Here is a 22,437-nt window from a genome sequence, read left to right as displayed (position 1 = left end):
TCACGCCGCCTTCCTGAACCTGTCGCGGTCATGCAGCGCGCCATAGTCGAGCTCAGGCCCGACCGGCACGATGCGCGTCGGGTTGATCGTCTCGTGGCTGCGGTAATAATGCGCCTTGATGTGGTGCAAATTCACCGTGCCGGCGACGCCAGGCACCTGATAGAGATCGCGCAGGTAATTCGACAGGTTCGGATAGTCGGCGATGCGGCGCAGATTGCACTTGAAATGGCCCACATAGACCGGGTCGAAGCGGACCAGAGTCGTGAACAGCCGCCAGTCCGCCTCGGTGATGCGGCCGCCGACGAGATAGCGCTGCCTCGACAGACGGTCCTCCAGCATGTCGAGCGCCGAGAACAATTCGCCGAACGCCTCCTCGTAGGCCGCTTGCGTGGTGGCGAAGCCGGCGCGATAGACGCCGTTGTTGACCGCGGGATAGACCAGCGCATTGATCGCATCGATCTCGCCGCGCAACGGTTGCGGATAAAAATCGAGCTTGGCATCGCCCCATTCGTCGAAGGCCGAATTGAGCATCCGGATGATCTCGGAGGATTCGTTGGAGACGATGGTCTGCTCGCGTTTGTCCCACAGCACGGGAACGGTGACCCGGCCCGAATAGCCGGGATCGGCCCTGGTGTAGATCTGGTGCAGGAAATCGAGGCCGTAGAGCGTGTCGCCGGTGGCGCCGTCCTCGGCCAGGAACGTCCAGCCGTCGCCGCCCATGAAATGATGGACGACCGAGACGGAAATCACGTCCTCGAGTTTTTTGAGCACGCGAAAGATCAACGTCCGATGCGCCCACGGGCAGGCGAGCGAGACATAGAGGTGGTAGCGGCCGGGCTCGGCCTTGAAGCCGCGTTTTCGCCCTTCGGCCGGCGCGCCGTCGCGGGTCACCCAGTCGCGCCACTGCGACTGCGCGCGCACGAATTTGCCGCCGCTCTCCCCGCTATCGTACCGGCGGTCCTGCCATTGGCCTTCGACTAGCAATCCCATGCAATATCCTTTCGCGTTCCTACCCGATGTAGGGCACCAAGCGGCGCCGCGGAAATCCCCGATGCTGAACAGATCGTCAACGGCTGCGTCGTCGAGTGCGGTCGGCTGCGCCGGCCGATTGCGGCGGCTGAAAATTGGTGCTAGCGGACAATCCGCATGTTCGACTTTGCCCTGATCCGGTTCGACCGACGACGAAAGAGCGCCCACGCTTGATGAAGCGCTGACTGGCGAATGCTGCCGCTTGCAGCAAACCTTCCCTCGCATACCGGAACGCAAAGACCATGAGCCTTGCCGACTTGAAATACCTGGCCGACGTGAAATACCTGCCGGAAACTCCGGCGCACGATCCTGAAATCGAAGCCATCAATGACGAGGCCTTCGGGCCGGGCCGTTTCGTGCTCGCCGCCTACAAGATCCGCCAAGGTGGCCCGCATGAACGCGCTTTGTCCTTCGTGGCCGTCGATGGCGCAATCGTCGTCGCCTCGGTACGGATGACGCGCATCGCCGCCGGTGCCGGCCGCGCGCTGATGCTCGGGCCGCTCGCCGTGCGGCCGGCCTTCAAAAATCTCGGCATCGGCCGCCGGCTGGTGGTAATCGCGCTGGAAGCCGCCGCCAAGGCCGGCGCACCGGCGGTGATGCTGGTCGGCGACGAACCTTACTACGGCCCGCTCGACTTCAGGAGGCTGCCGCGCGGGCAGATCTCGATGCCGCGTCCGGTCGACCCCGACCGGCTTTTGGCGCATGAGATCGTGCCGGGCGCGGTGGCGAGGCTGGCGGGCGAGGTTTGCCACGCCGACCAGGCAAGGATTGCCGCGCACATCGCCGCGATGGCATGACCGTGCCGGTGCTGTCGCACGGTGGCTTGGCGGCATAGTCTGGGCACGGAGGAGGACGTCGAGATGAACCCGAACGGCCAGATTGCGATCGTCACCGGTGGCGGCTCCGGCCTTGGCGAGGCGACGGCGCGCGCTCTTGCCGCCGGCGGCGCCAGGGTTGCCGTCCTCGATCTCGGTATCGAGCGTGCGGCCAAGGTGGCGGCCGACATCGGCGGCATCGCCGTCCGATGCGATGTGAGCGACGCCGAGAGCGGTGCCGCCGCAGTCGCGGAAGCGGCAGAGACGCTCGGCGCACCGCGCATCCTGGTCAATTGCGCCGGCATCGTTGTCGGCATGAAGACGATCGGCAAGGACGGACCGCATCCGCTCGATCAATACCGCAAGGTGATCGAGGTCAATCTGGTCGGCACCTTCAACATGATTCGCCTGGTTGCCGACCGGATCGCCAGGCTCGAGCCGCTGCAGGGCGGCGAGCGCGGCGTCATCGTCAACACCGCGTCGGTCGCAGCCTATGACGGCCAGATCGGCCAGGCCGCCTATTCCGCGTCCAAGGCCGGCGTCGTTGGCATGACGCTGCCGGTGGCGCGCGATCTCGCCCGCTCCGGCATTCGCGTCTGCACCATCGCACCCGGCATCTTCAGGACGCCGATGATGGCCGGCATGCCGCAGGAGGTGCAGGATTCGCTCGGCGCCGCTGTGCCCTTCCCTTCCCGTTTGGGCGAGCCTTCGGAATACGCGGCACTTGCCTTGCACATCATCGAGAACCAGATGCTCAACGGCGAGACCATTCGCCTCGACGGCGCCATCCGCATGGCGCCGAAATAAATGCGACGGTGATGCCTTGGACGAACCCAGGAAAGACGTGATCCGCGCGACCGATACCGAGGCGATCAGGCTGGCAAAGACGCTGATCCGCAGCGCCCGTTTCGGCGCGTTGGCAGTGCTCGAACCAGGAACCGGTTCGCCGCTGGCCAGCCGGGTCGGCGTCGCCACAGACATCGACGGCACGCCATTGATCCTGGTATCGATGCTGTCCGCCCATACCGGCGCCATCCTTGCCGACCCGCGCTGCTCGTTGCTCGTCGGCGAACCCGGCAAGGGCGATCCGCTGGCGCATCCGCGATTGACGCTCGTCTGCCGCGCCGTGCGGCTCGAACGCAGATCGAACGAACACGCCCGCGCCGAGCGGCGCTACCTCAACCGCAACCCCAAGGCAAAACTCTATGCCGGGCTCGGCGACTTTTCGATCTTCCGGCTCGAACCGGAGCGCGCCAGCCTGAACGGCGGCTTCGGCAAGGCCTATCTGCTCGACCGCACCGATCTGGTCGCGACGGGAGCGATCGTCGAAGAGCTTGCCGCCGGGGAGCAATCGGCGCTCGACCACATGAACGCCGACCATCTCGATGCGATTGCCCTCTACGCAAGTCATTTCGGCGGGGCCGAGAGTGACGGCTGGATCGTCACCGGGTTCGACGCCGACGGGATGGATCTCGTATCGGGCGACAATGTCTGTCGGGTTTTCTTCCCCGAGCCGCTGAGAGCGGCGCGCGACCTCAGGCCTGTCCTGATCGACATGGCAAAGGCTGCCCGATCGGCAAATTAATCACAGCCGCACGGTTAATCGGCTTGCATGGAAAGCAAGCCTTGAGATTTGAGCGAAATGTTCTACCTTTGCGAGTGACGCTGAATCGTTGGCGTGCATCTATAGGGAAAGTCTATGGAATCCGACGCTATTGCCCCCATAGCGGCGGATGAGCAAGAAGGCATGGGGGATCTATGGTCTCGAACAAACTAGTCGCCAACGCCGGAACCGCGGCTGCGTTTCTGACGCTGATGGGCAACGAAAAACGTTTGTTGATCATGAGCTATCTGGCCGAGGGCGAGATGTCGGTCGGCGCCATAGCCGAGAAGGTATCGCTCAGCCAATCCGCCCTGTCACAGCATCTGGCCAAGCTGAGGGCTTCCGACCTTGTCGAGACCCGCCGTGACCGGCAAATGATCTATTATTCCTGCAAGTCCGCGGCGGTGCGCGAATTGCTGCACATGCTGGACGGCATTTTCGGCGAAGGTGAACTGTCGCAGATGGCTCACCGGCTGCGTCGCGCCGGGACCTGAGCGGCCGAGGCGGAGAATGCCCCCGCCAAATCCGCTTTGCTACCAAGTCCGCTTTGCTGCCAAGTCCGCTTTGCTGCCAAGTCAGCCTTGCTATTGAACGCGCTCGTCGGCGGCCTGCGCAATCTCGTCCTTGAACTCGACCTTCGTGCCCGGCTGCACCATGGAGGCAAGGTCTTCGGCATCCCAATTGGTCAACCGGATGCAGCCATGCGAAAAGGTCGTGCCGATCTTGCTTGGTTCGGGCGTGCCGTGGATGCCGTAGCTTTCGATGGAGAGATCGATCCAGACCGATCCCACGGGATTGTTCGGCCCGGCAGCGATGGTGAAGGGCCGCTTGGTCTTGACCCCCTTGAAAGCGAAGTCCGGATCGTAGTGATAGGTAGGGTTGTGCACCACGCGCCTGACCTCCGCCATGCCGCTTGGCGCCGGCTTCTCCTCGCTCCCAATCGAGGCGGGGTAGACCGCCAGCCATTTGCCGGCACGGTCGAGCACACGCACCAGGCGGGCGCCCTTGTCGACCTCGACGACGGCAACGCCGGCGGGAGGGTCGCCCCTGCTGACATCAGGCACCACCAACGTCCTGCCTGGTTTCCTGAGGCTGGTGCCCGGATTGAGCATTCGCAGCAATTGTTCGCTGACGTGGAAGCGCTCAGCCAACCTCTCCACCGCATTGCGATAGCCGAGCCGCCGCAAGCGGGCCATCCTCTCCAAGCGAGCCGGAATACGCCTGGTGAAAGGTCCGCGCACATCCTTGCGCATCACCTCATAGGTCACCAGCACCGGCTTGGCGGAGGTTGCGATGAGTTTGCTCCAGGTTTGTGGACTGAGCTTGCCATCGGGCGGAAGTCCGTTTGCCGCCTGAAACGCGGCGACGGCCTTGGCGAAGTTCTGGGAAAGGCGACCGTCGATGAGGCCCGGCGAGAAGCGGGCGCGATCCAGAAGGATCTGCGCCTTCAGCAGCATCGGATCGACACCCTTCGGTTCGCCGATAGTGAATTGGGCCTGATTGACGGTGGCTGGATCGAGCTTGGCCGCGCGAGCCACGCCGCATGCGAGGGCAAGCGTGGCGGCAAAGACGAGGAGGAGCCTGATCATCGATGTCCTCCCAGGACCGCAGCAGGAGCCCGCCTCTATGACGCGGCATGGCCCCGTGGGGTTCCTTCGCCCCATCGAAATTCTGCATTGAAGCGGCTTGGCCGAAGTGCCGTGCCGCGGGAATCAATATCTCCATGCCGCCAGGAGGCCAGGCAAGGCGTCTCGGCCCGGCGCCTTGTGATTGGATTTGACCGTTAGAACGGCGTGCATCCATTTGGACGCTGAGATACGGTCAGAGCTTCGGATCCGGCATCATGCCTTCCGAAGCCGAATCCCGATTCGCGGCCGACGCCAAGATCCGCCGAGGAAGCCATGAATCCGATCCGCATAGACGACCCGCAGGATCCTCGCGTCGCCGCCTATCTCGACATCCGGGAACGCGATCTTGCCGGCCGGCAGGGCCGTTTCGTCGCCGAAGGCAAGGTGGTGCTCGACACGCTGCTTGCCGCCCGTCGCTTCGAGGCAGAATCGGTGCTGGTGCTCGAGAACCGGCTGGCCGGCCTCGATGACGTCCTGCGCAAGGCGCCTGCCAGGCTTCCGATCTATGTCGCATCCGGCGAAGTCATCGACAGGATTGCCGGATTCCACATGCATCGCGGCATATTGGCGATCGGCCGCAAGGGCGCGGCCGTCTCCGCTGAAGCTTTGCTCGGCGCACTGCCCGCCCGCGCGCTGATCGTGGTGCTGGTCGGCATCGCCAATCATGACAATATGGGATCGATCTTCCGCAATGCCGCCGCCTTTGGCGCGGATGCCGTGCTTCTCGATCCGACCTGCTGCGATCCGCTGTACCGCAAGGCAATCCGCGTCTCGGTGGGCGCGGCCTTGAAAGTCCCCTTCGCCTGCTTTGCCGATACCGCCGGCTGCACCGCAATGCTCGACCGGCAAGGCTTCAGCCAATTCGCCTTGTCGCCGCGCGGGCAGATCGACATTCGCGATGCCAAGAGAAACGAGCGGCTGGCGCTCTATCTCGGCACCGAGGGCGAAGGCCTGCCGGAAAGCCTGCTTGCCCGCCTGCAGACGCTGCGGATCGGTATGGCGCAGGGCTTCGACAGCCTGAACGTCGCCGCCGCGTCAGCCATCGCGCTGCATCATTTTTCCGGAGCCTAATTTAGAGCCGGGGCGTCCCGCTCGCGCTTGTGGAATCTTAGTCGGTCGAAGCGGCCTTCTGCAGCGCCCGCACCCGATCGGCAAGGCTGCGTCCGCCGCTCCCCGGCCGCGTATCCTCAGGCGCTGCAAGCGCCCGGGCGATCGGCGAATCCGGCCCGTCGAGCTTTGCCGTCAAGGCGACGACTTGCGCCGCCAGATCGTTCATCTCTTCGCGCAATGCCGCGCTGGCGCTGCCGGTATCGTCTCCGGTCCGCGATTTCGACGTTTCGACGGCAGCAAGATCTGTCTTCAGCCGCCTGTTCTCGCGTGCCAGCGACGTCAGCCTGGCCTCCAGCCGCTCGCGGTCGGCGTCGAGCTTGGCGGTTGTCTGTTCGATGTCGCCGTTGGCGGCCACATTGACCTGGGTGCCTGGCACGCCGGCAAGACCCACCGCAGGCGCCCTTTCAGCGCCTTTCGGCTTTTCGCGAAGGCGCACCAGTTCCTTCTCGCGGCGCTCGAGCCTGTCCTCGCGATCGGCCAGCGAGGCGAGCAGGCGTTCGACCTTCTTTTCCAGATCGCCGGTTCTTTTCTTCTCGGCCTTCAGCGCGTCCCGCAAAACCTTGCTTTTGGCTGCCAATTCCTGGCTGCGCCTGTCCGCCTCCTTGCGCTGGCCGCGCAGCAGCGAAATGTCGCTTGCCAACTTCTGCAGCTCGGATTCGCGCGCCACCAGCTCGATCTGCCTGCTGCTGGATGAAAAACTGGCGTCGTCATACATGTGCTCCAGTTTCCGCAGTTCGAGCCCGCGCTTTTCGAGGGCGCGCTCGGTCTCCGCAAGCCGTTCCGACAGCTGCTGCAGTTGCTCATCGCGCTTGCGAAGCTCCTCGCCGCTGGCTGTAAGATCGGCGACGACCCGGTTCTTGTCCTGTCGCTCGGCCGCCAATTCCTTCAGGGCTTCGCGGTCGCGGCCGATCTCGACCAGCTGTTCGGCGGCTTTCTCGCGCAATGACTTGACGGTCATTTCAAGCCGGCGCACCGAAACCGCGAACTCGGCGCGAATGCGATCCTTGTCCGCCTGGATCTCGGCCAGCGTCAACGGCATCGAGCCCTCGACGCGCTTGCGCGTCAGCGCCACCGCCCGCCGCCACACGGCCGGAGCAATCATCAGCGCCAGGAAGCCGGCGCAGAGAAAGCCGAGAACAAAGAACAGGATCGACTGGACCAAGATGACTATCCGTTGTGCATGGCAACCGCCAAAGGTCGACTTTGCCATCTCCGCATGACGGAAATCCGGCGCCACGGCAAGAGTATGCCGCGGCAAAGCTCAGACCGTGGGATCACAGCTCCAATCGCAGTGGCGCCATCATGCAGGTGTCAGAACGGATTCCAGGTCGCGCGCTGGGTGAGCTTGAGGTAGCCGAGATTGACGCCGAGACGAGCGCCGACGCCGGTACGGATCGGCACGAGCAGCACATTGTTGTTCTTCAGCACGTTGAAGCCGACGCCGGCGACGACATAGGCGGAGCCGGCGACGCCGCCAAAACGATTATAGAGGCTGCTCACATCGTCGAGATTGTAGACCAGCATCATGACGCGCGAGCCCTCGCCGCCGAAATCCCAGCCGAGCGAAGGGCCTTGCCAGAACACTTTGTGGTCGCCGGCATTCTTGGTGTAGAGCGTGCCTTCGCCATAGGTCAGGCCACCGATCAGCGCCCCGGACCCCTCTTCGCCGAGCAGATAGCCGTTCGGCAGGCCATAGGTGGCGAAAATCTTCTCGACGACGGTGGCGAGCCCGCCCGATGTCGCGCCGAAGAATTTATGACCGGAATCGACGATCTCCTGCGCGGTGTATTCCTGCGCCCGCGCGGCCGATGCCGAAAAGGCGACAAGGCCGATGAGCGCGATCGTCATTGAGATGACACGGAAAAAAGTCCGGTCGTAGAATCGGGAAACCATGCTTCCAATCTCCGTCAGGGAGCACTTTCGCCGACGCCTCGCACCCGTACGGCTCTTTGGCGGCCGTTAAGGATGACTGTTAGGGGCAAACTATGCCGTAATCCTTTTTCAACCATTAAACTCCCACATGAAGATGGCGGTTCGAAGGCTGTTTTCACATCGCCCGCGCAGCACCCTGCTGCGTGAACACGCCATTTTCAACAATCATGATTTCGGATTTGTTGCTGCACGCACAAGCGCTGTGTATTCAGAATGCTTGGGAGAGAGCGTGATTCGTGTGGACAGGCGTGATCATGATCGCCCGGTCATTGTGTTGTGAAATTTGCAGGGATTTTTGCCGATGGCCGAGCTTTTCACCCTTTCCGCACCCGATCTGGCAGCGCTGCTGTGCAGCCGGGTCTGCCACGACATCATTTCGCCGGTCGGTGCCATAAACAACGGGCTTGAGCTGCTCGACGAAGGCGGCGCCGACGAAGACGCCATGAAGCTGATCCGCCAAAGCGCCAAAAACGCCTCCGCCCGCCTGCAATTCGCCCGCATCGCCTTCGGTGCCGCCGGTTCCGCCGGCATGCTGATCGACACCGGGGACGCCGAGGCCGTGGCCATCGCCTTCCTGAAGAACGAGAAGCCGGAACTGATCTGGAACGGAACCCGCGCACTGTTGCCCAAGAACAAGGTCAAGCTGCTGCTCAATCTCATCCTCGTCGCTAACGCCGCCATTCCGCGCGGCGGCAGGCTGGTGGTCACGCTGGAGAACCTCGAGACCGAGCCGCGCTTTGCGCTCGCGGCGAGCGGCCCGATGCTCCGCGTGCCGCCCAAATTCCTGGAATTGCATTCCGGCCACAGGCCGGAAGAGCCGATCGACGCGCATTCGGTGCAGCCCTATTACACGCTGCTCCTGGCCCGCGAAGCCAACATGACGATTTCGATCCATGCGACCGCCGACGAGATCGTCCTTTCCGCAGCCTGAAGTTCTCCTAAAGAGTGGGGAAAGTATTTTTCTCAAGTCATATTTGCGGCGTTGTCCTAACATCTGTGGGGCGGGCTTGCGGATTGATTGTGTGAAGCATTGCGAAAGAAGATTTCATTTAAAACACCTTCAGGAAAATTTTACCTAACGGCTTTTCGGCTTCTTTACCAGATCGGCCTATGTTCCCCGGCAGATGCCACGACGCTGCCGGTTCGCCGCATGGCAAAGAGGGTCCCGGAATGAAACGCTGCATGTTCGTCGACAATTCGAGCGTCATCAGGAAGGTCGCAAGGCGTATCCTGGGCGGTTCCGGCATGATGGTGATCGAAGCCGCCAGCGGCCACGAGGCGATCGAGATGTGCGCGGTCGACATGCCTGATATCATCGTCGTCGACGGCGCCTTGCCGGACATGCAGGCGCAGGACCTCATCCGCCGCGTGCGCGCCATGGAAAGCCCGGTAGTGCCGCAAGTCTTGATTTCGCTGGTCGAAGTCGACGTCGGGGCGATCATGCGGGCAAAGCGCGCCGGCGCCCAGGGCTACCTGCTGAAGCCGTTCAACCGGCCGCAACTGCTCGAGTGCTTCCGCGCCTTGAAGATTGCCGCCTGATCAGAGCTGTTCCATTCCGACGAAAATCGGATCGGCTCTATCTTGTTGTTTTGCCGGGTTCTTTTCCGAAAAAATCGGCGCCCACCTTGGGATCACGCCCCTAGTTCAGGCGCTGACGCGGATATCTTCGGGCTCACGCAGCACATAGCCGCGGCCCCAGACGGTCTCGATGTAATTCTGCCCGCCAGACGCGGCGTCAAGCTTCTTGCGCAGCTTGCAGATGAAGACGTCGATGATCTTCAGCTCCGGCTCATCCATGCCGCCATAGAGATGGTTGAGGAACATTTCCTTGGTCAGCGTGGTGCCCTTGCGCAGCGAGAGCAGTTCCAGCATCTGATATTCCTTGCCGGTCAGATGCACGCGCTGGCCACCGACCTCAACGGTCTTGGCATCGAGATTGACCACCAGGTCGCCGGTGGTGATGACCGACTGGGCGTGGCCCTTGGAACGCCGCACGATGGCATGGATGCGGGCGACCAGTTCGTCCTTGTGAAAGGGCTTGGTCATGTAATCGTCGGCGCCGAAGCCGAGGCCGCGCACCTTGTCCTCGATGCCGGCCATGCCGGAGAGGATGAGGATCGGCGTCTTCACCTTGGACAGGCGAAGTGTTCTCAAAACTTCATAGCCCGACATGTCGGGGAGATTGAGGTCGAGGAGAATGATGTCGTAATCGTAAAGCTTGCCTAGATCGACGCCCTCTTCGCCAAGGTCGGTCGTATAGACATTGAAACTTTCCGATTTCAGCATCAGCTCGATGCTTTGTGCGGTTGCACTGTCGTCTTCTATCAGCAGAACGCGCATTTCATTCCCCTTTTCTGCTGCCGGACCATTTCACGACCCGTCCAGGACCGGAGCAGTGATTGCCTGAGCAGAGGCTGCCATCGAATGGTTAATAAAACCTAATTCCCCGTCCATGACGGTATCAGATTTTTTAACCCCTTTCTACACCTTGTTGAATCCAATAACGAATCACAGACCCAAACCGTTAATGCAGCACATTAATAAGCCAGACTAAGTGACTCTTCGGACTCGTTGGCCGGGTTTCCCGACGAGAAGCAGAATTTTTACCCGCCCTTAAGTCCTGAGCCGTATGATTAACAATGCCCGTAAACGAATGGTTACCGCCGGCAAAAAACTTTAGGAGTTTGTTTCCCATAGTTCGGGGAAAGCCGGTGGAAACGGGTCAAGCCTGGGCCTTGCCGGGTGAATTGGACGATATGTGCAGGTGTGCGTTTCCGGGAGTACCGAATCATGAAGTCACGTGAAAACCTCGTTCGGCTGAAGCAATTTCAGGTGAGCGAGAAGCGGCGGCAGCTGCTGCAGCTCGACATGATGATCGCCGAATTCGAGCGCATGGCCGTCGAGCTGGAACTTCAGATTGCTGCCGAAGAGAAGAAGGCCGGCATCACCGACATCAATCACTTTGCTTATCCGACCTTCGCCAAGGCGGCACGGCTACGCCGCGACAACCTTAGAAATTCGCAAAGCGACCTCGCCCAGCAGCGAAATGTCGCCGAATCATTGCTGAGCGAAGCCGAAGCGGAGCTTTCCAAGGCCGAGATGCTGGAATCGCGCGACACCAAGGCGCGCGACACAGAAGCCGGCGGCCGCAGCGCCATGATCGGGTGAAAACAAGACTTTAACGCGCGTCGCGCTTGCGCGCTGTTGCTGCACCGAACTGTGCCCGCCTCAGGCATCCAGATCTTCTTGCTGTTCCGCCGCCCGTGCGCGCGCATTTTTGATGTCGGGCACATGCTGCTCCGACCAGGCTCTGATCTGATTGAGCAGCCCTGCCAGGTTCTGGCCAAGTTCGGTCAACTCATATTCGACCCGCGGCGGAATGACCGGGAAAACCTCGCGCCGCACAAGCCCGTCGCGTTCCAGGATACGCAGCGTCTGCGTCAGCATTTTCGGCGTGATGCCTTCGAGCTTGCGCGCCAATTCGCCGTTGCGGAGCCGGCCCCGGCGCAGCGCACAGATCACCAGGTAGACCCATTTGCTGGCGAGCGTCTCGAGCACGGCGTGTGACGGGCACGACCGCCGAAAGGCGTCATAGCCAAAAGGGGAAACATCTTCACTATCCATGGGGTGCATATATATCAAAAAGGTACATACTAGACAAGAGAAAATAACTATCCAAATGGTAGTGGCACATCAAAACCAGCAGGAGAGCCTTCCATGCGTGCCATTATCCAGAATTCCTTCGGCGGACCCGATGTCCTCGTCATTGCCGATCGCCCCGCGCCATCACCCGAAGCCGGCGAAGTGCTCGTCCGCATCGAAGCGGCCGGCATCAATCCGGTCGATGGTGCGGTGCGCGGCGGCCACTATCCGCTGCTTGGCGAGCCGCCTTTTGTCCTTGGCTGGGATGTTTCGGGGACTGTCGAGGCGCTGGGCTCCGGCGTCTCCGGCCTCAAGGTCGGCGATGCCGTGTTCGGCATGCCGCGCTTTCCCAAACAGGCGGCAGCCTACGCCGAACTCGCCGCTGTCCCGGCTGATGAGCTTGCGCCGAAACCTGAAGGCATAGATCACGCGCAAGCCGCCGCGCTGCCGCTGGCCGGCCTGACGGCCTGGCAAGGCCTTGTCCGCCATGGCCGGCTCGATTCTGCCAAGCGCGTGCTGATCCACGCCGGAGCCGGCGGCGTCGGCCACCTGGCGGTGCAGATCGCCAAGGCGCACAGCGCTTACGTCGTCGCGATCGCCAGCCCGGAAAAGCTCGATTTCGTCCGCTCGCTCGGCGCCGACGAGGTGATCGACTACACAAGGGATGATTTCACCGCGAAGGCCCGCGACATCGATCTGGTTCTGGACCCGTTCGGCGGCGTGCATGCGGAGCAATCACTGAAAGTGCTCACTGCCGGCGGCGTTCTGGTGTCGCTGCTCGATGTCAGCGATGCCACCAAGGCAAAGGCCAGGACGCGAGGCATCCACGTCGAGCGCATGTCCGTAGTGCCCGACCGTGCCGCTCTGGTGGAGCTCGGCAAATTGATCGACGCGAAAAAGCTGGCCGTCCACGTGGCAAAGGCGTTTCCCCTCGAACAGGCCGGTGCCGCCCATGCCTTTCTCGCCACCAGGCCGATCGGCAAGGTGGTGCTGACGGTCTGAAATTGCAGATCGTCGCCCCTCACAGACGTAAGGGCGCTGATCAGCGCCCTTATCGGCCTAATGCCGGTATTGCTGGATGCGCGTGGTGCGCAGGCCGGCAAGGCCGTATTCGTCGATCGACGCTTGCCAGGACAGGAATTCCTCGGTGGTGAGCTTGTAGCGCTGGCATGCCTCTTCGAGGCTCAAAAGCCCGCCACGCACCGCCGCCACCACTTCCGCCTTGCGCCGGATAACCCAGCGACGTGTGTTCGTCGGCGGCAGATCGGCGATGGTAAGTGGGCTGCCGTCCGGCCCGATAACATATTTGACTCGCGGTCTAATTAGATCGGTCATCGTACTCTCTACAAAAAACTCAAAGACCCAATCCCCACCACATTACCGCCACAGCTTTAAAATTTGCCTAAGCAGACCCTAATGGTTAGGTAAGGATCATGAACGCGGCGTTAGCCTTTTCATCGGCATTTGAAACATCTGCCGGCAAGCGCATTGAACCCGGCAGGAAAAATGAGCCGGCCCGGCAAAGCTGGCGCAGCCGAGACGCTTGACCTATATTCCGGCCATTGGCATTGAAGCGCCGCGCAGAACGAAAGAACCATGAACAGCCTCGATCTTCCCGGACGCCCCGAAAACACCCGCGTCGTCGTCGCCATGTCGGGCGGTGTCGATTCGTCGGTCGTTGCCGGCCTCCTGAAGCGCGAGGGCTACGACGTCGTCGGTGTCACGCTGCAGCTTTATGACCACGGCGCGGCAACGCACCGGGCCGGCTCATGCTGCGCCGGCCAGGACATCGACGATGCCCGCCGCGTCTCCGAGACGCTCGCCATCCCGCATTACGTCCTCGATTACGAGGAGCGCTTCCGCAAGGCGGTGATCGACCCGTTCGCCGAGAGCTATGTCGCCGGCGAAACGCCGATCCCTTGCGTTTCCTGCAATCAGACGGTGAAATTCGCCGACCTTCTTGCGACCGCCAAGGAACTCGGCGCCGACGCGCTGGCGACCGGCCACTACATCCGTTCCGGCGCCAATGGCGCCCACCGCGCGCTTTACCGGCCGGTCGACGCCGACCGCGACCAGAGCTACTTCCTGTTCGCCACCACCCAGGCACAGATCGACTATCTGCGTTTTCCGCTCGGCGGCCTGTCGAAGCCTGAGGTTCGCGCCATCGCCGAGGAGATGGGACTGACGGTTGCGGCCAAGCAGGACAGCCAGGACATCTGCTTCGTGCCGCAGGGCAAGTATTCCGACATCATCGCCAAGCTGAAGCCGGCTGCCGCCAATCCAGGCGACATCGTCCATATAGACGGGCGCGTGCTTGGCCGCCACGAGGGCATTTTGCGCTACACCGTCGGTCAGCGCCGCGGCATCGGCATCGCCTCGGGCGAGCCGCTCTACGTCGTTCATCTCGACGCCGACCGGGCCCGCGTCGTCGTCGGCCCGCGCGAGGCGCTGGAGACCCACAAGATCTTCTTGCGCAACATGAACTGGCTGGGCGATGGCCCGCTGACCGCTATCCCGGCGGCCGGGCTTGAGCTTTTCGCCAAGGTGCGCTCGACGCGGCCGCCGCGCCCGGCCGTGCTGCATCACCGCGCCGGTGTCACTTCGGTGGAACTGGTAGACGGCGAATCCGGCATCGCGCCCGGTCAGGCTTGCGTGCTCTATTCCGACGATGGCAACGAGGCGCGCGTGTTCGGCGGCGGCTTCATCGAGCGCTCCGAGCGCGGCGCCGAGGCCGAGGCGATGCTGACGCGGCTTGCCGTCCAGCCGGCGCGGGTACCCGCCGAATAGACGGCGTTTTCTCTTAGGGCCTTGTATGGGCGGGCCTTGTATGGGCGACGGTGCCGGCGGTCAGGATGCGCAGCACGCGGATGGCCTCCTCGCCGCTGGTGCGCGGTTCGGCCCGCGTCTCGATGCAGTGGATGAAATGCTCCAGCTCGCGCGTCAGCGGCATGCCCTCACCGACCGCGACATAGGACGGCTCGTTGGCGGTGAACGCCCATTGGCCGCTGTCCTGCCACACCGCGTGGCGATAGACGGCAAGCTTGCGCTCCCACGGCTCGACATCGTCGAACACCGCCATCGCCTTGGTGCCGACAACGGTCAGCCGCCGCTCGCGGTAAGGGTTGAGCCGCGAGGCGAACAGATGGCCGCGCAGGCCGTTGGGAAAGCGCATGTGTAGATGCGCAAAGTCACTGAGATTGTCGAGAAGAGCAGCGCCTTCGCCGCGCACTTCGACCGGTTCGGTGCCGGTGATGGCCAGGATCATCGACAGATCGTGCGGCGCCAGATCCCATAGCGCGTCGTTTTCGGTATGGAACTTGCCGAGGCCGAGCCGATGCGAATGGATGTAGCGGACTTCGCCGAGTTCGCCATTGTCGATCAGCGCCTTCAGCGTCTCGAAGGCGGGATGAAAGCGCAGCACGTGGCCGACCATGAAGACACGGCCATTATCGGCGGCCGACTGCACCGAGCGTTCGGCATCGGCCACCGTCAGCGCGATCGGCTTCTCCACCAGCACGTCCTTGCCGCCGAGCACGGCGCGCACCGCCATGTCGGCATGGAACTGCGGCGGCAGCGCCATGACAATGGCGTCGACATCGTCGCGGGCAAACAGCGCCTCCGGCTCTATCGCCAGGCAATCCTGCTCGCTGGCAAAACCCTCCGCACGCGCGGGGTTGACGTCCGAAACCGCATGCAGCGCGCCGAGCGCCTTTAGGGTGCGGATGTGGTTGCTGCCCCAGTATCCGCAACCGAGGACTGCAATGCGCGGTTTCATCAATTCATGACCATGGCTTTCGTGGCCGAGACATAGCGACGTGCCTCGCTGAACTCAACCCCGGCCTGTGCGCCCAAATGTCTGCCCGGCAAAGCTTTAGGCGCCAGCAATATGCCGGCGCGGCAGCCACTTCGATGCTTGACAGGCTTGGCCTCGCAACCTTATATCCGCGCGACCTTGGCGAACGCGCCGATATGCCTGCCGATTTAAGCTGGATTTCGGGCCTTCGCCGCCCTGGCGGGGTAGCTCAGTTGGTTAGAGCACGGGAATCATAATCCTGGGGTCGGGGGTTCAAGTCCCTCTCCCGCTACCACCATTCCCCCCACTCCTTTGACGCCGTGGGGGAAGGCACCCTCACCCAGGAGTACCGTTAGCCGCCCAGCGATTTCGACTTCGATCCCGCCGATCCTCGATGGATCTCGAAACACCGTGACGGTTTCGATCAAGTCCCGCATCGCCTCTGCAGTTTCGGAATCGCCAGCCACAACGCCCCTGGCGAGCCCTGTCTGAAGCTGGTTCAGTTGTTCCTCGTAGCGTGCGAGCACCGCAGGATGCAGCGCGATCACTCCGGTCGCGGCGGGCACCCGATCCAACTCTGCCAAAATGCACTTACGCTCTTCATTCAGCGTTGTTGACTGCGGTCCCAGTACGGCTGGGTCGCCGTGGCCCTTGGCAATGGCGTTGACCAGCCGCTCGATCTCCCGAGATAATTCTCCAAGCCGTCGCTCCAAACGAGTGCGCCTGGCATCGGTGTCGGCTGCCAAGCGCTTCCGTTCTTCGTGGTACGTCTGGACGTATTGGGCAATCACTTCAGGATGGCGCAACTCGGCGGTAAGCCCGTTCAGCACTGCAGTTTCGACCGTATCCAAATAAAAGGTCTTAGGATCAGCGCATGTTCCGCTTTCTGTCGCGGCGGAACAGCGGATGCGAATGCGCTTGGATTTGTCCATGCCTTTTGACGACATTCCCGCACCACAGGCACCGCACCTCAGGAGCCCCGCCAACATATGCCGTGGTCGGCGCTGATGGCTCGGATGGGTGGTTGCGCGCGCCTGTTTCCGCGCGTGTGCTGCGTCGAACAGGTCGGACGAAACAATGGCAAGGTCGGGTACTTCGACTATTCGCCATTCACCCTTGGGATTCGGACGCGAGACCCGTTTCCCCGTATCAGGATCCTTGATCATTCTGACCCTGTTCCAGATCAAGCGACCGGCGTACAGCTCATTATGAAGCAGCCCCGTCCCTCTCTGCGCATTTCCATTGATAGTAGAGGCATTCCAGGCTCGACCGCGAGGCGGCGGTATGTGCTCTCTATTTAGATTGTGCGCGATATCACGCGGGGTCCGTCCATCAACATACTCCCTGAAGATACGACGCACGATCTCCGCCTCGTCGTCTGCGATCAGGCGCTTTCCGGGGTCGCCTAGCACGTAGGAATAGCCGTAGGTCAATCCACCGGCATGGAGCCCCTTGCTGACTTGGCCGGCCTGGCCCCGACGGACTTTGTGAGCGATGTCCTCTCGATAGAGTTGCCCAACAAGACCGCGAAGCCCGACCAAGACTGTGTTCACCACGCCCTCGTGGACGGCACGAATTTCGATGCCAAGAAATGAAAGGCGTTTGTGAATGCCGGCAAGGTCTTCCATGTCACGCGAGAGCCGATCAAGGGCCTCCACAACGAGAACATCAAATTCGTGCTCACGAGCTTTGTCCATGAGGTGAAGCAAACCGTCACGGCCCATGACGGAGCCGCCGGAGCGCGCTCGGTCGTCAAACGTTGCGACAACGTTCAACCCCTCACGTTCTGCGTACGCTCGGCATAAAGCGAGTTGATCGTCTATCGATCGCTCGTTCTGGAGGTCGGTTGAGAAGCGTGCGTAGATCGCGGTTCGATTCATGATGAGGTTTCTCGGCCTGTTCACGCGCGTGATCTTCGCGGGCCGCTTGGCGCGCGAGAGCGCTTGCAAGGCGCAGAATCGCTCTGTCAGGCACCTGGCGCAAGACCCGTTTGTGGGATTTCACAACCATTGCGGGTGGCCCTCGCTACGGATCAATAATAGCGACGGACTTGCGACGGCGGAAATAGCAGTCCGCAGGATGCATGGCCTCCCTCAAGCCTGCCGAGATCATGATGTTGGTCCATGTCTCCCAAGATGTGCACAAGCGGGAGATGAGAGAAGTCACCAAATCGATCGGTCGCAGAAAGGGATAGCAAGGCGTGCTTTTCGGAAATCCGCGAGCCTAATCGCTTGCTCTCCGGCCAGCCTTGTTGGCAAAAAATGAATTCAGTGGCCGCACTGTATTGGCGGTATCCCTCTACTGACTCGAGCCCGACCGTTTCTTAGGTCGCGCCTACCTTTTTGCACGCCCTCCCCTGCACGGCCGTGACGGAAGGTTCGACGGCGACGGCCTCCTCTGGTTCACCGGGCAGAGCGGACTACGGAAGGCCCGACCCTGCGACGGGCGACATGAAAATTTTCCACGCTCCAGAGGGCCGCGGCCCCTACGGGATTACTGCGACCCCGAACGGAGACGTCTACTTCGTGTCGCTCGCCGGCAGCTATCTGGCAAGCATCGACCGCAAGAGCGGTGAAGCTCGAGTGATCGAGCCTCCGACCCCGGACCAGGGGGCGCGCCGCGTGTGGTCGGACAGCCGGGGACGGCTTTGGATTTCGGAATGGAATGCGGGACAGGTATCGGTCGACGACCCCCATGACGGCGGCTGGAACTCTTGGCGTTTGCCCGGCGACCTTCCTCGCACCTATGCGGTCTATGTGGACGAGCGCGACATTGTCTGGCTCTCCGATTTCGGAGGGAACGCCGTGCACGCGTTCGATCCGCAGACAGACAAGTTTACGACGTACCCCAAGTCCACGGAAAACGCTGATGTCCGCCAGATCAATGGCCGCCGCGGAGAGGTTTGGCTGCTATCCGGGGCCGACCGGCTGGTCGTGATCCGCACCGTCTCCGCCAAGTGAGGCGGTCCCAGCCGCGGCTTCATTAGCGCCAGCATGGCGAAGTTCGGTCTCCCCGTCCTTCCTCCGCGCTGCTAGCGCCGCGCTCCGTGCAGGATCGACGCGGATCCGCATCCGCGGATCGGCGCCGCCCCTTTTGCGGCGGCTCATTCCGTCAACGCTGTGCGCTTCATTGCTATGACCGTAAAGGCGCTTTCGAGCACGCAGAGCGGCTTGGATAGGCTCTTGAGGTGAAAATGGCGAAATGGTTCGAGCCGACCGGCGACAGCTATTTCTCGCATATCAACCGCCAGAGCATCGAGGCCGTCATTCGGGAGGCGAAGGGTGATCAGGCCGCGCTTGCAGTCAAGGCGGCGGGCAAGAAGTTCGACGATCATTTGCATCGAGTTGTGGCTCATCTGGGGATCACGACCTGCACGGCCTCCACTCCGGTAACAACAGGCTGCAAAATTGGAACAGTCGTTTGGCCCTCTCCATAGCCCTTCAGATGCGTCTTTGATCATTGCCTGAGGAACGCGCCCGTGTAGGTCTGGCCAGCAAGCCTAACGGTTCCGGCGAGGGCTCCGTCGGACAGCATAACAAAACTGACCTCCGCGCCATTCGGTAGGCGCTCAAGCTTCAACGTAGTCCCCACAATTCTTCCAGCGCCGGCGGCCTCCCCCGGATAGTTGTCGCCCAGATTTCCCCACGCATAGGTGACCGTCACCTTCCCATCGGAAGAAATCGTCTGAACAGCAAGTTTGGCGTCATACATCCCATCCAGTCGTCCGGCCCATAGACCCGAAAAAGCAGCGTACTTAGTTGGAACGCCCTTGCCAGGGGGAGTGACCGTCACGGATTGATGCATGATTGCTGAGTCGGAAGGAACCAAGGCAGGTTGGGGAGGAATGGCACCAGGTTCTAACGCAGGTTCGAGAGTGGCCGGTTGCGACGTTTCAGCAGCCGATTGGCACGCGGCTAGGGCAAGTGCCGCGAAGCCAAGCATTGCGTTGCACATTCGGTGTGCCATCTTCTGGTGCCCCCGCCATCTTTGAATCTAGCGCAGGCCGACCTTATCGCGCGTTTTCACAAGCTGTGTCTACGCAAGGTAAGTCATAAGACAGCGGGTCGTCGAAGAACCCGCAGCGGTCGTGAGTGAATGCCTCCATTCGTCGCCCAAGTAGCGGCCTGGAGCGCCATTCGCCCGGCATCCGCTGGTTCATTAGGAGTTGAGCGGGAGGATCAGCAGTTGACCTTCCAGATCACATAGTGAGGCCGTTGCGACTGTATTCCTGAACCTTCGACAAACGAGTACACGCCGGTCGAACGGACTCACCAAGCTGCTGAATGAACGCTCTAGATGCATTCGACAGGCGTTTGACCGACGAAAGCTAAGCCCCCCAAGATGCCGCGGCCTATTTCAAGTGCTGCGAGGCGAGTATGATCGACGCGTTGGTGCCAGGCTTCTGAATGATAATCACGACGATGGTAGTCATTCTCGACGATACAAGAGTTGCTGCCACTTATTCGGACAGGAGCTACCCGTTCGATTGAACCGGTAGCGGTGAACGGAAGGGGCACAAACACCCTTCGGCCGCGATTTCGCCAATAGCAATACCGCAGAAACGTGCCACTTTGGCGGAGGATCTGCGCCCTCCGAAGGCAGAAGTTACAGGTTCAAATCCTGTCGGGTGCAGCATTGCACAGTTCGCTTGCCGACAACTATTCCTGCTGGAATCGACAGGGCCAATCTTCAGGCCTCGTCAAGCCAGAAGGCAACTCGGTCCGGGCGTCTCCGCAAGCCATGTTGAGCTGCCACTGGGACAGACCCGCCGAATTGGAAAGATCGACGCCCTCGATACGGGTCAGAAAGAAAAAGGCGCGGTCAAAGTCTATCGGCGCGGTGAACGTCGCTCCTCGGAAGTCCGCCCGTGCGAGATTGGCAAACGAGAAGCGGCTGCCGCTGATATCGGCGTCATGGAACTGCGCACGCCCCAATTCTGCCTTTGTGAAATCAACATTGGTCAGATTGGCGCCCTGGAAATTCGAGCGCTGTATTTCCGCGCTCGCAAACACAGCGCCCTGCGCGTCCATACGGCTGAAGTCGGTCCTGTAGGCCTCGATTCTGTCGAACCGGGCGCCTTTGGCGGTCGAGTCGGCCAGGGAAGCACGCACAAGCGTTGCCTTCTCAAGATTTGCCGCAAGGAGATTGCTGTTCCTGAGGTCGGTCGAAGTGAAATCAACACCGAACAGGTTCGCCCCGCTCAGGTCCTGTCCTTCTAGGATGAGAAGCTTCTTGTCACACTCGTGCCAATTGACGCCAGGCGTCGCGGCTGCATCGCAATTCTGAGCAGCAGTGGCGTTCTGCCAAGCAAACACAGTGCAAACCGCTATAACCAAGCCGGACGCGCCGTGAGCTCTGGTTCGTCTCAAAGTCATTGTTGCTGGACCTCTGCCACTCGCCGACACTCAACCTTACCACATCTGCTGACACACGAGCCACGGTGACCACCGCCGTCACAGTTAGCGCATTTCTCATATTCAAGCTTTGATGTTGATCAACCGATCACCCCGCGCGTAGGGCGCGATTTGCGAGCGCCTCCCCATATCATCGGCGGTCCAGCAGCGATTCATTTGTCACCGGCCAGGCGCATCATTCCGTAGGTATGCTTGACTAAGCCGAGGAGAGCGATCGTTCAGGCTGGCGAAGTCGCGTGCCAAGATTGGCCTCCGCTCTGGACGTTTGTCTCGCTAATTGGGAGCCTGCTCGGGTGCTGACCGCCACCGCCGCCGTCCGCTGCCGACAAGCGTGAATCCGCTTGGTTCCGCACCGATCGGTACTTCCCGACGGCGAGGGTGACCCGGCACGGGGTGCTCGTCGCATATCCTGATTCCGCTGTCGCATGAACCCCACGACTTCGCTTAGCGAAGCCGAAGTTGATCTCTGCCATCTCCCAGGTCGAAGCATCAACCCCGTATATTTGTGTCGTAAGCTGACGTGCCGCGAATACGCCTTTTTCGGTTGGCGGGCTTTATGGCGGACGCGCAACCTATTCTTGTATTTTTATCAACGTAAACAATGTTTTATGGCGGAGAGGGAGGGATTCGAACTCCGCGCTTGGAAAAGCGTCCCTCTCGTCTTCACCGTGCAGGCCGCTTACTCTGGGCGGCAGAGTGCCCTTCCGCGCTTCGCCAAACCTGCCGTGGGAAATGCCTTGCCGTTTTTTCCGGCGGGGCTTTGATCAGATCGTGACTATTAGTGATTTATGCTGGAACTGGTTGCGGAGGTTAGAGTCGGACCTATTTGCGCCGATTAAGAAGTCCCGTCAGCAAACGAACTCGGTTACAGCAGTGTATCGGCGGTATCCCTCTACCGACTCGAGCCGCGACCGTTTCTTAGGTCGCGCCTACCGTTTTGCACGCCCTCCCCTGCCCGGCCGTGGCGGAAGGTTGAACCAGTTGGGCGACTGCTAGGTTCCAGACTGGAGGTAAGGTCGGCTCGCTGAAAGCACGGCAGGTGGCATGCGGCACATGCGCGACAACGGCGGCGGAGGGTTTGAGAGGGCCGGAGCCCCGACAGCTTTCGGCAGTTCGAACGATATAGTCGAACGGCCGAAATCGGGGCGCAAAGCTGCCATTCGGCACAAAGATAACAAGTAGCATCGGCGATCGGCTGAAACCGCTCCTTCTCAGTCTGCTGGCGAACCGCGTAACCGGGGCAGATTTCCGGGCGAAGGGGTTTGCAGGCGAGCGCGTTCGTGATTCACCCTATGCGTGACGCTACCACCGACTGATTCGTTTGAAGGCTGTCGCTCGCGGAACTCCGCGGGTTGGTTACTGCGCTGATCGGCGAAGTGCGCGGTCCAAACATGGTTCGAAGTGGTCGATCGCAGGGCCGCGTCGCACGGTGCAGAAGGCCATGCATCGTTGATTATGCGCAAACTGCTAT

23 protein-coding genes and 1 tRNA gene are annotated in these 22,437 nt (G+C 61.5%); 13 read left to right on the top strand and 11 right to left on the bottom strand.

All coding sequences use genetic code 11. The annotated features are described in order from the left end of the window. Complete coding sequence (locus NKI97_RS25640; protein WP_352837245.1) at positions 1-990, bottom strand: glutathione S-transferase family protein; 990 nt, start codon at positions 988-990, stop codon at positions 1-3. Positions 991-1,271: 281 nt separating this feature from the next. On the opposite strand from NKI97_RS25640, the gene NKI97_RS25635 reads away from it, so the two are divergent. The 4 genes from NKI97_RS25635 (at position 1,272) to NKI97_RS25620 (ending at position 3,941) form a co-directional block, all read left to right on the top strand. Then, the gene (locus NKI97_RS25635) at positions 1,272-1,826 is read left to right on the top strand and encodes a GNAT family N-acetyltransferase (RefSeq protein ID WP_352837243.1); all 555 of its coding nucleotides are present in this window, start codon (positions 1,272-1,274) and stop codon (positions 1,824-1,826) included. Between the two features lie 63 nt (positions 1,827-1,889). Further along, complete coding sequence (locus NKI97_RS25630) at positions 1,890-2,651, top strand: 3-hydroxyacyl-CoA dehydrogenase (RefSeq protein WP_352837240.1); 762 nt, start codon at positions 1,890-1,892, stop codon at positions 2,649-2,651. A gap of 16 nt (positions 2,652-2,667) precedes the next feature. Next, a complete protein-coding gene (locus NKI97_RS25625; protein WP_352743344.1) occupies positions 2,668-3,429 on the top strand; it encodes a HugZ family pyridoxamine 5'-phosphate oxidase in 762 nt (253 codons plus the stop codon). Between the two features lie 173 nt (positions 3,430-3,602). After that, positions 3,603-3,941, top strand: coding sequence for an ArsR/SmtB family transcription factor (locus tag NKI97_RS25620; RefSeq protein WP_023679553.1), 339 nt, complete (start codon positions 3,603-3,605; stop codon positions 3,939-3,941). A gap of 90 nt (positions 3,942-4,031) precedes the next feature. Here the strand turns inward: NKI97_RS25620 and NKI97_RS25615 are convergent, their stop codons facing one another. Beyond that, a complete protein-coding gene (locus NKI97_RS25615; protein WP_352452914.1) occupies positions 4,032-5,036 on the bottom strand; it encodes a L,D-transpeptidase in 1,005 nt (334 codons plus the stop codon). Between the two features lie 312 nt (positions 5,037-5,348). Between NKI97_RS25615 and NKI97_RS25610 the strand changes: the two genes are divergently transcribed. Then, the gene (locus NKI97_RS25610) at positions 5,349-6,146 is read left to right on the top strand and encodes a TrmH family RNA methyltransferase (RefSeq protein WP_352837237.1); all 798 of its coding nucleotides are present in this window, start codon (positions 5,349-5,351) and stop codon (positions 6,144-6,146) included. 37 nt (positions 6,147-6,183) lie between these two features. On the opposite strand, the gene NKI97_RS25605 is transcribed toward NKI97_RS25610, so the two are convergent. Then, positions 6,184-7,347 (bottom strand): coiled-coil domain-containing protein, encoded by a 1,164-nt coding sequence (locus NKI97_RS25605; RefSeq protein ID WP_352837234.1) that lies wholly within the window; start codon positions 7,345-7,347, stop codon positions 6,184-6,186. Between the two features lie 149 nt (positions 7,348-7,496). Further along, the gene (locus NKI97_RS25600) at positions 7,497-8,078 is read right to left on the bottom strand and encodes a DUF1134 domain-containing protein (RefSeq protein WP_023679557.1); all 582 of its coding nucleotides are present in this window, start codon (positions 8,076-8,078) and stop codon (positions 7,497-7,499) included. Between the two features lie 340 nt (positions 8,079-8,418). Here NKI97_RS25600 and chpT point away from each other — a divergent pair, with 340 nt between their 5' ends. After that, positions 8,419-9,048: a histidine phosphotransferase ChpT gene (gene chpT / locus NKI97_RS25595; protein ID WP_352452917.1), complete on the top strand. Its 630-nt coding sequence runs from the start codon at positions 8,419-8,421 to the stop codon at positions 9,046-9,048. Positions 9,049-9,287: 239 nt separating this feature from the next. Then, on the top strand, positions 9,288-9,656 hold the full coding sequence (locus NKI97_RS25590) for a response regulator (protein WP_023679559.1): 369 nt from the start codon (positions 9,288-9,290) through the stop codon (positions 9,654-9,656). A gap of 105 nt (positions 9,657-9,761) precedes the next feature. On the opposite strand, the gene ctrA is transcribed toward NKI97_RS25590, so the two are convergent. Beyond that, positions 9,762-10,457 (bottom strand): response regulator transcription factor CtrA, encoded by a 696-nt coding sequence (ctrA, locus tag NKI97_RS25585; RefSeq protein WP_006203583.1) that lies wholly within the window; start codon positions 10,455-10,457, stop codon positions 9,762-9,764. Positions 10,458-10,907: 450 nt separating this feature from the next. Here ctrA and NKI97_RS25580 point away from each other — a divergent pair, with 450 nt between their 5' ends. Next, entirely contained in the window at positions 10,908-11,285 is a 378-nt protein-coding gene (locus tag NKI97_RS25580) for a flagellar export protein FliJ (protein WP_023719275.1), read from the top strand. Between the two features lie 60 nt (positions 11,286-11,345). Here the strand turns inward: NKI97_RS25580 and NKI97_RS25575 are convergent, their stop codons facing one another. Then, positions 11,346-11,741, bottom strand: a complete 396-nt coding sequence (locus tag NKI97_RS25575; protein ID WP_352469683.1) for a winged helix-turn-helix transcriptional regulator — start codon at positions 11,739-11,741, stop codon at positions 11,346-11,348. Positions 11,742-11,834: 93 nt separating this feature from the next. Between NKI97_RS25575 and NKI97_RS25570 the strand changes: the two genes are divergently transcribed. Then, the gene (locus NKI97_RS25570) at positions 11,835-12,761 is read left to right on the top strand and encodes an NADP-dependent oxidoreductase (RefSeq protein WP_352837231.1); all 927 of its coding nucleotides are present in this window, start codon (positions 11,835-11,837) and stop codon (positions 12,759-12,761) included. Positions 12,762-12,818: 57 nt separating this feature from the next. Here NKI97_RS25570 and sciP read toward each other — a convergent pair whose 3' ends face one another. Then, positions 12,819-13,094 (bottom strand): CtrA inhibitor SciP, encoded by a 276-nt coding sequence (sciP, locus tag NKI97_RS25565; RefSeq protein WP_023679563.1) that lies wholly within the window; start codon positions 13,092-13,094, stop codon positions 12,819-12,821. A 261-nt stretch (positions 13,095-13,355) separates the two neighbouring features. Between sciP and mnmA the strand changes: the two genes are divergently transcribed. After that, complete coding sequence (gene mnmA / locus NKI97_RS25560; RefSeq protein WP_352456412.1) at positions 13,356-14,546, top strand: tRNA 2-thiouridine(34) synthase MnmA; 1,191 nt, start codon at positions 13,356-13,358, stop codon at positions 14,544-14,546. Positions 14,547-14,559: 13 nt separating this feature from the next. On the opposite strand, the gene NKI97_RS25555 is transcribed toward mnmA, so the two are convergent. Next, complete coding sequence (locus tag NKI97_RS25555) at positions 14,560-15,534, bottom strand: Gfo/Idh/MocA family protein (protein ID WP_352837228.1); 975 nt, start codon at positions 15,532-15,534, stop codon at positions 14,560-14,562. 236 nt (positions 15,535-15,770) lie between these two features. Between NKI97_RS25555 and NKI97_RS25550 the strand changes: the two genes are divergently transcribed. Then, a tRNA-Met gene (locus NKI97_RS25550) sits at positions 15,771-15,847 on the top strand. On the opposite strand, the gene NKI97_RS25545 is transcribed toward NKI97_RS25550, so the two are convergent. Beyond that, complete coding sequence (locus tag NKI97_RS25545) at positions 15,804-17,432, bottom strand: recombinase family protein (RefSeq protein WP_352837318.1); 1,629 nt, start codon at positions 17,430-17,432, stop codon at positions 15,804-15,806. The two genes, NKI97_RS25550 and NKI97_RS25545, sit on opposite strands and share 44 nt — an antisense overlap. A 570-nt stretch (positions 17,433-18,002) precedes the next feature. On the opposite strand from NKI97_RS25545, the gene NKI97_RS25540 reads away from it, so the two are divergent. Beyond that, positions 18,003-18,512: a Vgb family protein gene (locus NKI97_RS25540; RefSeq protein WP_352837225.1), complete on the top strand. Its 510-nt coding sequence runs from the start codon at positions 18,003-18,005 to the stop codon at positions 18,510-18,512. 233 nt (positions 18,513-18,745) lie between these two features. Next, the gene (locus NKI97_RS25535; protein ID WP_352837222.1) at positions 18,746-18,988 is read left to right on the top strand and encodes a hypothetical protein; all 243 of its coding nucleotides are present in this window, start codon (positions 18,746-18,748) and stop codon (positions 18,986-18,988) included. A gap of 20 nt (positions 18,989-19,008) precedes the next feature. On the opposite strand, the gene NKI97_RS25530 is transcribed toward NKI97_RS25535, so the two are convergent. Together NKI97_RS25530 and NKI97_RS25525 are read right to left on the bottom strand one after the other, a co-directional pair. Beyond that, the gene (locus tag NKI97_RS25530; protein WP_352624653.1) at positions 19,009-19,263 is read right to left on the bottom strand and encodes a hypothetical protein; all 255 of its coding nucleotides are present in this window, start codon (positions 19,261-19,263) and stop codon (positions 19,009-19,011) included. A gap of 947 nt (positions 19,264-20,210) precedes the next feature. Further along, on the bottom strand, positions 20,211-20,927 hold the full coding sequence (locus NKI97_RS25525; protein ID WP_352837219.1) for a pentapeptide repeat-containing protein: 717 nt from the start codon (positions 20,925-20,927) through the stop codon (positions 20,211-20,213). Positions 20,928-22,437: the final 1,510 nt, after the last annotated feature.

The sequence above is a fragment of the Mesorhizobium sp. M0296 genome, from assembly GCF_040321675.1.
In the GTDB taxonomy this organism is placed as follows: domain Bacteria; phylum Pseudomonadota; class Alphaproteobacteria; order Rhizobiales; family Rhizobiaceae; genus Mesorhizobium.
The sequence above is the reverse complement of the archived record's forward strand: the minus strand, read 5'-3'. Positions and strand labels throughout refer to the sequence as shown.